Here is a 12,844-nt window from a genome sequence, read left to right as displayed (position 1 = left end):
GCAAAATTCTTTAACTTCATGTTTGTAAAACAATCAACATGAAGCAGTTAATCATTCTCTCACTCCTCACTGGATTCTCTCTGTTTACCACTACTCAGGCGCAGTTCAACTTAGGCAAACTAAAAATCAACGATTTTGTAAAACAAGAGCACCTCGATGTTGCCAATGAGCTATTTGACACAGATAGCCAGGTAGAAAAACTTAGAGCAGAGCAACTGGATAAAGACACTTCATTTTACAACTACATTTTCTCACAGGGCAATAGAGCCTCCTTTTTTGCCAATAGAGACAGTCAGGAAAGTCTACTCTACACCCTAGGGGCTGATTATGATGGAAAAGGCGAACCCATCGTACCTGAAATTTATGAGCAAATATTTGAATTGAACCGTACGGCAGAATTTTCCATATACATCAACCCAGAAATAGCCACTTATAACTTCATGGAAGCGTTAGCGCTCTTTACCAATGAAGCTAGTTATGCCATGATCTCTCTAGACTCTGTTTTTGATATCCGAGACCTGCTAGACATGGATACGGTGAGTCTCGAAGAAAAATACGCTATAGGCAAAACCATGGCCAATATCGCCATCATGATTCATGCTGAAGGAAAATATAACCTATCAGAAGAATTAATAAATCAAACGATCAGCTACTTTCAAGAAGAAATAGGTGTCAACTGTATCGCTCTGGCTTCGCTATACAACAACCTAGCAGTGATCGTGCAATCTCAAGGCAAATACACCGAAGCCGAAGAATATTTTCAAAAATCCGAAGACTTACTTCTGAGCAAAAACAAAAAAAACAGCCTCTCTCACGCCATCCAAACGAGCAACAAGGCTTTGTATTACAATGAAATAGGGCAAGATGAAGAAGCCGAAAAACTCATAGCTACAGCCATGAATATGGCAGGAGAAGAACTCAGAGAAAAAGGACGAGACAATATAAGTTTCAAAATCAACCAAGGACTGATTTATTACAGTGCAGGCAAATACGAACAAGCCGAACAGCTCTTCAATGAAATTCTAGAGTTGAAACAAAAAAGAATGGCTAGAAACCAGACAGATTATGCCAATGTAGAAAACTACCTAGCGAGTGTGCTGCTAGAATCTGGCAAAACCGACCACGTACAAACACTACTTGATGATGCACTAAGAATATTTGCAAAAAAATATAATGAAGAGCACCCTGCTTATATCAAAACCAAACATAACCTAGGTAAATACCACTTGTATCGAGGCCAGTATACAGAAGCCGCAACAGTACTCAATCAAGTAAACGAAGCTTATATCAGGTATTTTGGCATACACCACCCAGACTACCTGAGATCACTTGAGGATTTAGCTGTAGTCGCCTGGAAACAAGGAAATTACAACTTAGCCAATGAACGCTTCAAACAGGTCATCTCTACCAACCTCACGCAAGTAGAACAAAACTTCGCCGCCATGAGTGAATACGAAAAAGGACAATATTGGTCACAGATAAGACCCTCTATTCTAAAGTTTTATAACTATGCTAGTGAGCGAGCCATCGAAGACCCTGCACTACTCACTGAGATGTACAACATCCAATTGAAAACCAAAGGCATCCTTTTTAGTGCTTCATCTAAAATTAGAAATGAAATTTTAAATAGCAACAACGAATCTCTCAAAGCACTATATCTAGAATGGCAACAATCCAAAGAAGACCTCCTGCTCTACTACACCTATTCCAAAGCACAGCTCGATCAACTGAAAATTAATTTGGATGATGCAGAAACTAAAGCAAACCAACTGGAAAAAGCATTGAGCAAGCAGTCTGCAGATTTTGCCGCAGCCAATAAACTACCTACTACAACATTAGGCGAAATCAAGAGTGCTCTGGCTCCCACTGATGTCGCCATAGAAACGATAGGATTTCCTGTTTATAAAAATAGTTTTACAACTCATAAAAAGTATGCTTTCCTCATTGCCGACCCCAATACACTACATCCTGCGCTAGCGATCTTAGACAATGGAGCAGAGCTAGACGGCAAATATGCCAAAGGTTATCAAAACATGGTTCGACTGAAGATAGACAACCCAATCCTCTACGAACAATACTGGCAGCCAGTAGATCAAAAACTGGGTGGTGTAAAAAACGTACACTTGTCTCTAGATGGAGTATATTTTCAAGTCAACATCAGTGCACTCAAAAAGCCAGATAACACCTATGTAGCCGATGGCATGAATTTTCACTTGTATGCAAGTACCCGCGATCTGATCGCCCCCAAAAGCAATAAAGCAACTGCTAAGTTGGCTGACTTTTTTGGGTACCCAGACTATGGAAATGAAGGACTACTCGCTGCCCTACCAGGCACCAAAGCAGAAATAGAAGCCATCAGCCAAATCACACAGTCTAATGGCTATACGGTAAAGTCGTTTATGGCGAAAAATGCTACTGAGGATAACTTCAAAAAAATCGCCTCCCCTTCCTTGTTGCATGTAGCCACTCATGGTTTCTTTTTACAAGAAAGTGAGTCTACTCAGGAAAAAGTATTGGGCATCGAAGTGAGCCAGGCTGCCGCCAATCCTCTACTCCGATCAGGTCTAATGCTTGCCAATGCCGAACAGGCCATGGGCGGCTATCAATCTACCAATGAAGTAAGTACTGCCAACAATGGTATCTTAACCGCCTACGAAGTGTTGACGCTAGATTTAAAAAACACAGATCTAGTGGTGTTGAGTGCCTGCGAAACAGGCCTAGGTGAAATCAAATCTGGCGAAGGAGTCTATGGCTTACAGCGTGCCTTTCAGGTAGCAGGTGCACAATCTGTAGTTATGAGTCTTTGGAAAGTAAGTGATGAAGCTACCAAAAGTTTGATGACGTACTTCTATCATGAATGGATGAGTGGAAAATCTAAAAGCGAAGCTTTCATTGCAGCACAAAAAAGGCTTCGGAAAGATTTCCCAGAGCCATATTATTGGGGAGCTTTTGTCCTGATGAATTAACAGTCAAACAAAAACTAGCCTCTTTTTCGTTTACCCTGCTGATTTTTATCTCCGCGAGTTCTGGGTTTCTTATGTTTCATTGCCAGCTTTCGCTTATATGATCCTCCGAGGTTTACTTTTTTGTTTTTTTCTAATTTCTCCTCGTCTTCAATTTTAACCAAGCGTACTTTGGTGTTTCGATTGTAGTTACTCTCCGCTACTTTGGGTCGCTCTTCGGGTATGAGCTCGTTGGTCACCTCTATTTCCTCAGGGATATCTAGTAAAGGAATCTGATAATCCATCAAAGACTCTATGGCCTCTTTTAATGGCTCTTCTTTCTCTGTATAAAACAAAATAGAGTGCCCCTTTTCTTCGGCACGACCTGTACGACCTATTCTATGCATATAATTTTCTGGATAGTTAGGCACATCAAAATTGATGACATGCGAAACCTTGTCTAGATCCAAACCTCGAGCTATAACATCTGTAGCGATCAGTATCCGCTTGCTGCCTTGGTCAAATTCCTCGACAGAGCGCAAACGATAATTCTGAGATTTATTGGAATGAATGATGCATACATGCGACCCAAAATGATCTTCTACCGCTCCAAATAGCCTGTCGGCCAATTTTTTATTGGATATAAATACCAGCACCTTATGATAGGTGTTTTTGTCTACCAGTATATGATTGAGTAATCTAATTTTGGTCAAAAAATTCTTTACCGCATAAGCCTCCTGCTGGATATTGTCTAACGGCGTACCACTCACAGCCACAGCAATTTTATCTGGCATGGTGAAATATTCATCGATGAGTACATCCACCTCTTCGGTCATCGTAGCCGAAAACATGATATTCTGCCTTTTGTTTGGCAATAGCTCGAAGAGATTGGTCAACTGCACTCTGAATCCTAAATCCAGCATCACATCTACTTCATCAATCACCAGTTTACCCAGCTCCTTGGGCTGCAAGGCACGATTGACAATAAGATCATACAAACGACCTGGCGTAGCTACTATAATATCTTGCCCTTCAGCTAGGGCTTCTTTTTGTACTCGGATATTAGATTCTCCATAGACACCCAGCACACGCACACTGATGTATTTGGCAAAAACCTCAATCTGCTCTACCACCTGCACCACCAGCTCTCGCGTAGGTACCAGAACAAGAATTCTCGGGTTGACCTGATTCGAATATTTCAACTCCTGCAGCAATGGCAGCATGTATGCAAAAGTCTTGCCTGTCCCCGTCTGAGAGATCCCAACTACATCTCTACCAGACATGATCACTGGGTAAGCCTGCGTCTGTATTGGTGTGGGCTGTTCAAATCCCAAATCGGCAATAGCATTTATTAAAGGATTTTTGAGTTGGAACGAATCAAATGTATGCATACACTAAAAAATTTAGACAAAACTAGATAATACCGAGGACAAGCATATGCGTGACACCACATGCTTTCTTATTTTGTTTACCTTTCAATAGACCAATTGCGTGAAGTGCTATAAATTTGAGGGTCTGACATTCATAAAAATTCATGAGAAAAATTCAATTTGTACTTTTCAGCTTAGTTATCAGCATGCTAGCTTTTGGGTGTAGCGATGCAGTAGACCAGCTCACAGGACTCACTCCTGAGAACGATGTGGAAATGGGAAAATCCGTAGTCGCTCAAATCGCACAAGACCCTACTAATTATCCTGTGTTATCTGAAGAGGATTATCCCGAAGCATATGCATATATTCAAAAAATGACAGATGCTATCGTAGCCAGTGACGATGTAAAATACAAAGATATTTTTCACTACGATGAGGTGAAAATCATACACAACGATGAGGTACTAAATGCCTTTGCTACGCCTGGTGGCTTTATCTATGTCTACACAGGGTTGATTCACTACTTGGACAATGCAGACGACCTTGCTGGCGTGATGGGACATGAGATTGCACATGCTTCCGAACGTCATTCGAGTGATCAGATGAAAGAAAATTTGGGTCTTCAAATCATTGTACAAATCCTTTTAGGGGAAGGCAATGTAGCCCAATTAGCTTCAGGCTTCTTTGCACTCAAGTTTAGCAGAGAAGATGAAGCCGAGTCAGACGAACATTCGGTCATTTATCTAAATGACACGGAGTATGCCTGCAACGGAGCTGCTACTTTTTTCGAAAAGCTATCAGCCTCTGGCCAAAGTAGCGGACCTGAGTTTTTGAGTACTCATCCATCACCCACCAACAGAGTGCAAGACATCAATGCCAAAGCCGACGAATTGGGCTGCGATAAAAGTGGTATATCAGAAACTGGCATATCCTATGATGATTTTAAAGACAGTCTGCCTACACCTGCTCAATAAATAAAAATATTTACAAGCTAAAACTTAGCCGAACATCTATGAATACCCCCAGTCAGAAATCTCAAGACAACTATCTGTTTCAAAATGTATGGAATGGCAAAAAACCAGAAATAAAAGCTCAAATCATCGGTTTTTGGACAGCCCTAGGTGCACTACCGAAATCAGCAAAAGCAGAAGAAAGGGTTGAACAAGTCGTATTTGTAATCATGGATAAGCAAAAGCAGGTAGTAGGTGTGAGTACTGTATATTCTGCATTAGTGCCTACGCTGGGCTTTCATATGTTGCATTTTCGATGCCTAATCCACCCTGAGCACAGACAAAATAATCTAGCCAAAGATATTGTACTTAAAACCTGGACTCACTTCAATGAGCAAGCAAACTCAAGTGATTCTGAAGTCAATAAAGGTATCATTATGGAAGTGGAAAACCCTGTCATCAACAAGAACAAACCTGAAGCTGTGTGGACAGATACTCAAATGGTATATATAGGCAAAAGCTCTAGGGGCTTGCCTATTCGCGTACGTTACTTCGATGGCGCCATTATCAACTGACCCGACACTAATGGAAAAGCAAGTACAAAAAAAGCAAGCCCAAAAAGGACTTGCTTTACTTCTTTGTATGATATCAAAAGAAAGGATTAACCTAGAACTTTTACGTTCACAGCGTTGATGCCTTTTTTACCTCTTTCGGTGTCAAATTCAACTTCGTCGTTTTCTCTGATTTCATCCACTAGACCTGAAGTGTGTACAAAAATATCGTCTCCTCCATCTGATGGCTTAATGAAACCAAATCCTTTGGCGTCATTGAAAAATTTTACTGTTCCTTGCATTAGTATATTAAATTATTAAAAAAAATCTTTATTTAAGTTCGGTTCTTTCAGTTCTTTCGGCTCTTTCGTGCCTTTTTAGAGGAGCTGCTCGCTCATCCTTTTTCTTTTCTATTTTTGGCTCTGGTGGTTCAGAGAGGATGTTTCCGTATTCATCAACATAAGCCATCATATCTGACAACTCTCCTCCTTTATTGTTATTTTCTTGTCTTTCCTTTCGTCGCTCCTCTTTTTCCTTCTTCTTAAGCATTTTCTTCTTAGCCTTCTGATTCTTGATGAAGCTATTCTGGGATTTTGACATATCTAGTATTTAGTGTTAAATAAAGTACTGCACCTTATTTAGGAAATAATAAAATCAATACTGAAATGCCTAAATATTTTGTAGAAAGGACAAATGCGGGATGGATCTTACGGATTCCAGTAGCAAAGGTAGTTCTTTATAATTGGTATTTGGTCAGAACTCTTAAATTAATACAAAATATACTTTGTTTTGTTTCTACCTAAGTCTGAAAAACTCTCTTGTTGTGCAAAGCTAGTTATTATAAACGAGACAAGTTGCGCCAAGATTCAAAAGAAACCAAATGCGACAATTCAAAGTTGAGTAAAGCTCGTTGCTCTGCCATCCGGCTATCAAAATACCCAGCATCTATGCCTGTGTACCTCGAATTCGAAAACTTGGTCTGTTCACAATAAGCATCTATTTGATCGTAGTTGTCATCTATCAAATGAAAAACATACTCCATCACTTCCTCTTCTGGTGCATCATTGCTAAGTTCCATACGCAAGGCTAGGTTCTTTTCATCGGCATAAGCATCTATTTCACAATTACTCAAACGATTGGTAGGCAATGCTAGCGGCCCATAGTGCACAGTATTTAAGGCAATAGGCATGTCTGGCAACCCCTCATATTGCGATAAAAACGAACGCATATTCCGCGTATGCGATAAAATCCGATGTCTGTCTTCCTTCGACATATTATCGAATAGCCGCAGCACCACCATCGATATATAAAGATCATTCATGGCTTTGGGGATATTGAGCGGAGAACGAACCACCAGTCCAAACTCTTTGGCTACTTGAAAAAACAACTGGTGGTAATCTTCAAAAAAGAATAAGGTATTGTGATGGCAACTCAGATTCGTAATCTCAATGTCATACTTATAAAACTGTTCTACTTGTTTGCTTAATTCGTAATGCAGGTCATTGAGTTCCTGAGTTGTATGCTTAGTCCTTCTCATCTGCGTATACTTTTTAAAGTATTTGCGTCTGCGAAAACCGAGGCTACCTTGGCGAGTAAGCAATCCTATTTTCCGCTCTGAAATAGGCTTACCTGATGATATAGTCAGGTGGCATCCTATTTCAAATGTTTTTCCTGCGCAAGAGTCTTGTAATTTTTTGATACGCGACTCAAAAAGATGGTGATTAGAAAAAGCGGCGACGGAATTGATTTTTCCTGCATTGACTGCTTTGATTATCCCTTCGTCTATTGCTGGGATCACCCCATAATCATCCGCAGTAAAAATGACTTTGTTCATGGTTAGTTAGTTTAAATCATTTCTAAAATTGAAGCGTAGTCTGGATCAAGCCATATGCTTGTCCTGAAAAAGTGCCTCCATATTTCTCAAAGTAATATCAAAGGTAGTACCTACCCCTTGTTCTGATGTCACTTCTATTTCTCCTTGCAGTTTTTCCAAAATTTCGCTGACAATATAGAGTCCCAATCCAGAACCTTCACTAGACGTAGTCGCTCGATAAAACATATTAAACATCTTAGAATGATGTTTTTTCTCGATGCCTGGCCCATTGTCGCTCACGGTAATCTTCACCCCTTTCTTCGTGTCGGCGATCTCTATTAGTACGAACGGTGCTGATATTCGATCTGGTTGATGATGTTTAAATGCATTGATAATCACATTGCTCAATACTACTTTCAACCTTCTGACATCTGTATAAAAATCCTCCTTATGGTTCAATAACATTTCATATCTGATTTTCTCAAAATTGGCCGTATGGCTAATGTCTGCTATGATATCAGATATGATTTCGTTAAAATCCACCAGACTAACCTCTATACCCAGACGAGCATTTCTGGAATAGTCTACAATATCGTGTATAAAATCATCCAAGCGATTGACACTTTTTTCAATATGATCAAAATATTCCAGCCGCTTATGGGGATCTCCCATTCTGGCCAAGTTGATCAATCCCAAAATAGAGGATAAGGGAGATCTGATTTCGTGCGAAGCGCTGTAAACGAATCGATCTAGCTCAGCATTCACTTTCTTTAGTTCTACGTTCTGTCGGTTGATAAAAGCCATCCGCCATTGATAAATCAAAATAAATGTGCCCATAACCAACAAAAAGATTAACAAATAAAACCATGCTGTTTGATAAAAATAAGGTTTTACCCGAAAGCTAAACTCCGCACCTATATTGTTCCAAATATTGTTTTCATTAGCACCTATAACCCTAAAGGTATATTTCCCTGGTGGCAAACTTGTATACTCTACACGACCATTATAACTAGGTGCGCTCCACTCATTTTCAAGTCCTTCAAGTAGATATTTATATTGATTTCGATCTGACGCAGTGTAACTATGCACGGCAAATTCAAAGACATAGCGCAAGGCTCCTGGCTCTATGATAGCCACCTCTTCTTGCAGACTCAAACGTTCGTTATCCACTTCTACATTCCTAATGGTCACCTTCGGTTGCCCTCCATAATACTGAAGTTTACTAGGGTTCACTTCACACACTCCTCCTAATGTGGGAACCATCACCTTCCCGTCCTTGGTCAGCAGTGATCGAGTAGCTCCTGTGCACTCTTTGTTGTTCATGCCATTGTTTTCATCTAGAAGCTGATACGACAATTCGGTCACTTCTCCATTCTGATACTTTTGCCAGTTCTTTTTTGCTATTTGGATAATACCCAAATTAGTAGTCAACCAAAGGTCGTCTTTACCATCATCGACTAGGTCAAAATACGTTTTGCTTCGCTTGTCAGACATCAAATCTACTGGCATCAGACTATCTCCATTATAATAGACCAAACCTATATTGGCTGTGACCCAGGCTGTCGTATCAGATATCATGTCTATGTTGAATAGCAAAACACCAGAGTCATCGGGTTTTAGGTGCAAGGTAGTGGATGAACCAGAAGACCTGATGATCGTCATGCCACCGCTATGCGTACCTATCAGCAAATCTCCATTCTCAGATTCGGTTACGCTGAGTACAAAATTGGATTCAAGTTTGTTTTCATGGTTATAGATTTCTACTATCTCATCATTCCTAAATTGCACCAAGCCTCCTGATCTTGAACCAAACCAAAAATCCCCTCTACTATCCTTCAAAACTGTCCGGAAGTTATTAGCAGGCATCCCTGAATAAGTTGAGTACACGGTCTCTTTCTCTCCCTCTTTATGAACAATCCCAATATATGTAGCCAACCAAAATGAACCATCTCTATCATGGTAAATGTCTCGAATTCCATTACCATTCAGATCAGTATTAATTTTCAATCGGGCATATTTACCTTCGTCATAAATATCAATTTGATTTTGATCTGTACCGATATAGAATCGCCCATCCCAAGATTCATGTATGATATTGACTCGGTTACTCGATAGGCTTGGGTAGGTATAATTAGTCAGTTTACTTTCTTTCACTCGAATAAGCCCTGTCCTGCTTGATGTAAGCCACAGGCTGTTTTCTTCGTCTTTGATAATGGCACTGATCCGTACCAAATCAATTCCTCCTTTTCCATATATCCAATCTACCCGACCTGAACCCTGCACCCATCTTGCGAGGCCATCTTCGGTGCCAGCCCATACGGCTCCCCAATCGTCTATCATCAGATGGTTGACATATACTCCACTAAATGCCTCCACAGCATGAATTTCCTCCTTTGAGTCTATCAATTGCAAGCCTTGTGAACTAGCTATCAACACCACTCCTACTGAGGTAATGGCAAGGTCTTCAATATAATCATCCAAGAGTCCATCACGAGAAAGGTAGTGTTTTTCAACTTGAGCATTATTGATACAAAAGATACCCTGACCTTCCGTTGAGACCCAAATTCGTCCCTTTTCATCTTCTTCTATATCACTAATTGTACTGTTGTTGAGCATTGAAAAATCAATTCTAGTCGCTTCTCCATTCTCAAATTTGTACAATCCGTTGTTGTTTGAGCCAATATAGAGTACACCAGATGTACTCATCAGCAACGAAGGAATTGACTTAGGTAAAACCCCTTGTGTTGGTTTGAGTTTTGAGAATTGACCTCCAGTGTACTTGAGTACTCCACTGCCTTGTGACCCCAGGTAAATGATTCCATCGGCACCTTCGACCACCGTATAAAAACCATCTGTCTCTAAAAGGCTAAGGTTATTGATATCATATACTTCGATGCGTTCTCCATCATAGATCATAACACCATTAAAAGAGGTAACCCAAAGCAACCCTCTGGAGTCTTGAAATACGCTGGTTAAATTATTGGATGAGAGGCCATCTTCAGCAGTCCATTGGGATAGACTAATGTGATCTATGGGCAATTGAGGATCAAAACTTGACTGTCCTATACCTGGATAAGCAAAGCACAAACCCAAGAACAATAAAACAAAATATGACCTCATAAAAGTGAAACGATAGACCAACTAAAAATATAAATGCAGCTTGAAAGAAAAGATAGTTTAAAAACTAATGATATAAAAGCACCTACATTTTTAGTTGGTTCTATGTGCATCGTATGAGAATATTAGAACTCTACGATGACAAATTCCGTTCTTCGGTTGGCTTTCCGCCCTTCTTCTGTGCTGTTGTCTGCTATAGGCATCGTCTCCCCATATCCTTTTGCTTGCAGACGGGCTTCTTCCACTCCTGCTAGTTTCAAATAGGTCACTACAGCATCTGCTCTGGATTGCGACAATTTCAAGTTCAAGTCATCTGACCCCAAGTTATCTGTATAGCCTCCTACTTCAATTACCATTGTGGCATTTTTCTTCATCAGATCAGCGGCCTTATTTAGCTCTACATAGCTGATCGGCTTGAGTTCTGCACGTCCCGATTCGAAGAAAATATTATTGAGTACCACCTTCGTTCCTTTTTCAATTGGCTCTAAGCCAATATCCTTTGTGATTTCTTGATAAGTGGTATCCTTAGGCAAGTCAAAACTCTGAGAATAGAAAAAATAACCATCCCTACTGGCAGACACACTATAGTTTCTACCGGCAGGTAATACCACCAAATATTCGCCACTTTCAGAATTACTTTTGTTGATTGCAATCAATTCACCTGTATCTATATCTTCGATCATAACCAAAGCACCAAGTGGCGCATCAGTATTGGCATTGGACACGATTCCTTGGATGACAGCTGTAGGCTTAGGCTTTAAGTAGTCTGGCAAATCTGTTTCGTAGATATTGTAACTATCGCTATCTCTTGATGATGAAAAATAGCCTATTCCTGATCCTGAAATACTAAAGTTTTTATCCTCACCAGAAGAGTTGATCGGCGCACCTAGGTTGATAGGCTTAGCCCATTTGCCATTTTCGAATACGCTATAAAATATATCTGCACCGCCATAGCCTGGATGTCCACTGGTGGCATAGTATAGGGTTTTGCCATCTGCTGCTAAAAAGGGGCTATTATCACTCAAAGGTGTGTTGATGGTACCACCTAGATTTTGAGGAATGCCCCAGTCTCCAAGGTGATTGATTTCTGTCATATACAAATCGGCCCCCCCATACCCTCCATCTCTCGACGATGTGAAAATAATACGGGTACCATCAGAACTAATAGTAGGCTGCGAATCCCAATCTTTACTGTTCACCACATTACCCATATTTACAGGCTCGGACCACTGTGTCCCATCCAGTGTCGTAATGTACAAATCGCAATTGCCTACACTTTCGTCGCCTCCACAGCGCACATACACCATAGTCTGACCATCTCCAGTAAATGCAGAGCCGAAATCATCATTTATCGAGTTAATTGGCTCTGGCAGCATGGCAGGCATACTCCACATATCACCTTTCATGTTAGATACATAAATATCTTCTCCAAAATGGTTGCTTCTAGAGCTGTCTTGCACATTGTCAAAACCACCTTGACGCACACTGGTAAAATACAATCTCGTACCCATTGGATTTACCTGGGGAGCGTAGTCATTTGAGTTGCTATTGAGCTGCGATACAAGCACGGGGTCTGGAGTCGTATTGGGTTGCTCCCTTACTTCTCTGCTCTTTTGGGCATAGATCAATCTGTTTTTTGCTTCGTGCCTTTTCATCGTATTGTTAGGTGTGTCTGGATACCGTTCCAAGAAAGTCTCAAAATACCGCTCGGCACGAGACAGTCGATCTAGCTCGATAAACACTTCCCCACCCTCAAAATAAAATGCTGGATTATAATCGGAATTGACACCTCGTAATTTTTCAAAAGCAATAGCTGCCTGTTCAGGTTGATTATTTCTTTTGAAAGACATCGCTAAATAAAACCAAGCTTTGTCTGACCTGCTGTCGTACTTCAATGCTTCATTGAATTTTTCAATGGCTTCTTCATAGCGAGCATGCTTGTAATACTTCCCTCCTTCTTTAAAAGCGTCTCCATAGCTTTGAGCCTGAAGGTTGAAAGCAAGAATAGAACACAAAAAAACAATACCTAATATTCTCATAGTGATAATTTGGTTGATGGACTTGCAAAATAAAGAATCTTTGCTAAAAACGAATAGGCGCT

The 12,844-nt window shown here is 40.4% G+C and carries 9 protein-coding genes; 3 read left to right on the top strand and 6 right to left on the bottom strand.

Annotation, left to right across the window (positions count from 1 at the left end; translation table 11 throughout):
• The first annotated feature begins 38 nt into the window (after positions 1–38).
• Positions 39–2,966: a CHAT domain-containing tetratricopeptide repeat protein gene (locus tag N7E81_RS13815; RefSeq protein ID WP_263050179.1), complete on the top strand. Its 2,928-nt coding sequence runs from the start codon at positions 39–41 to the stop codon at positions 2,964–2,966.
• 14 nt (positions 2,967–2,980) lie between these two features.
• Here N7E81_RS13815 and N7E81_RS13810 read toward each other — a convergent pair whose 3' ends face one another.
• Positions 2,981–4,333, bottom strand: coding sequence for a DEAD/DEAH box helicase (locus N7E81_RS13810; RefSeq protein ID WP_263050178.1), 1,353 nt, complete (start codon positions 4,331–4,333; stop codon positions 2,981–2,983).
• Between the two features lie 143 nt (positions 4,334–4,476).
• On the opposite strand from N7E81_RS13810, the gene N7E81_RS13805 reads away from it, so the two are divergent.
• Both N7E81_RS13805 and N7E81_RS13800 read left to right on the top strand, forming a co-directional pair.
• Positions 4,477–5,286, top strand: coding sequence for a M48 family metalloprotease (locus N7E81_RS13805; RefSeq protein WP_263050177.1), 810 nt, complete (start codon positions 4,477–4,479; stop codon positions 5,284–5,286).
• Between the two features lie 38 nt (positions 5,287–5,324).
• Positions 5,325–5,837, top strand: coding sequence for a hypothetical protein (locus N7E81_RS13800; RefSeq protein WP_263050176.1), 513 nt, complete (start codon positions 5,325–5,327; stop codon positions 5,835–5,837).
• An 86-nt stretch (positions 5,838–5,923) separates the two neighbouring features.
• Here the strand turns inward: N7E81_RS13800 and N7E81_RS13795 are convergent, their stop codons facing one another.
• The 5 genes from N7E81_RS13795 to N7E81_RS13775 form a co-directional block, all read right to left on the bottom strand.
• Positions 5,924–6,115: a cold-shock protein gene (locus tag N7E81_RS13795; RefSeq protein WP_084370440.1), complete on the bottom strand. Its 192-nt coding sequence runs from the start codon at positions 6,113–6,115 to the stop codon at positions 5,924–5,926.
• 28 nt (positions 6,116–6,143) lie between these two features.
• A complete protein-coding gene (locus tag N7E81_RS13790) occupies positions 6,144–6,413 on the bottom strand; it encodes a cold-shock protein (RefSeq protein WP_263050175.1) in 270 nt (89 codons plus the stop codon).
• 238 nt (positions 6,414–6,651) lie between these two features.
• Entirely contained in the window at positions 6,652–7,647 is a 996-nt protein-coding gene (locus N7E81_RS13785) for a ChbG/HpnK family deacetylase (protein WP_263050174.1), read from the bottom strand.
• Positions 7,648–7,692: 45 nt separating this feature from the next.
• Entirely contained in the window at positions 7,693–10,746 is a 3,054-nt protein-coding gene (locus N7E81_RS13780) for a sensor histidine kinase (protein ID WP_263050173.1), read from the bottom strand.
• A 122-nt stretch (positions 10,747–10,868) separates the two neighbouring features.
• Positions 10,869–12,782 (bottom strand): OmpA family protein, encoded by a 1,914-nt coding sequence (locus tag N7E81_RS13775; protein WP_263050172.1) that lies wholly within the window; start codon positions 12,780–12,782, stop codon positions 10,869–10,871.
• Positions 12,783–12,844: the final 62 nt, after the last annotated feature.

It is taken from the genome of Reichenbachiella carrageenanivorans (assembly GCF_025639805.1).
Taxonomy (GTDB): Bacteria; Bacteroidota; Bacteroidia; order Cytophagales; family Cyclobacteriaceae; genus Reichenbachiella; species Reichenbachiella carrageenanivorans.
Note: the sequence above shows the minus strand (reverse complement) of the source record. Positions and strands in the feature narration are given on the sequence as shown.

What these genes read in the sequence shown, in the direction of transcription:
- N7E81_RS13815 (WP_263050179.1), top strand. Translation starts at nt 39, where the DNA reads ATGAAGCAGTTAATCATTCTCTCACTCCTCACTGGATTCTCTCTGTTT.
- N7E81_RS13810 (WP_263050178.1), bottom strand. Translation starts at nt 4,333, where the DNA reads ATGCATACATTTGATTCGTTCCAACTCAAAAATCCTTTAATAAATGCT.
- N7E81_RS13805 (WP_263050177.1), top strand. Translation starts at nt 4,477, where the DNA reads ATGAGAAAAATTCAATTTGTACTTTTCAGCTTAGTTATCAGCATGCTA.
- N7E81_RS13800 (WP_263050176.1), top strand. Translation starts at nt 5,325, where the DNA reads ATGAATACCCCCAGTCAGAAATCTCAAGACAACTATCTGTTTCAAAAT.
- N7E81_RS13795 (WP_084370440.1), bottom strand. Translation starts at nt 6,115, where the DNA reads ATGCAAGGAACAGTAAAATTTTTCAATGACGCCAAAGGATTTGGTTTC.
- N7E81_RS13790 (WP_263050175.1), bottom strand. Translation starts at nt 6,413, where the DNA reads ATGTCAAAATCCCAGAATAGCTTCATCAAGAATCAGAAGGCTAAGAAG.
- N7E81_RS13785 (WP_263050174.1), bottom strand. Translation starts at nt 7,647, where the DNA reads ATGAACAAAGTCATTTTTACTGCGGATGATTATGGGGTGATCCCAGCA.
- N7E81_RS13780 (WP_263050173.1), bottom strand. Translation starts at nt 10,746, where the DNA reads ATGAGGTCATATTTTGTTTTATTGTTCTTGGGTTTGTGCTTTGCTTAT.
- N7E81_RS13775 (WP_263050172.1), bottom strand. Translation starts at nt 12,782, where the DNA reads ATGAGAATATTAGGTATTGTTTTTTTGTGTTCTATTCTTGCTTTCAAC.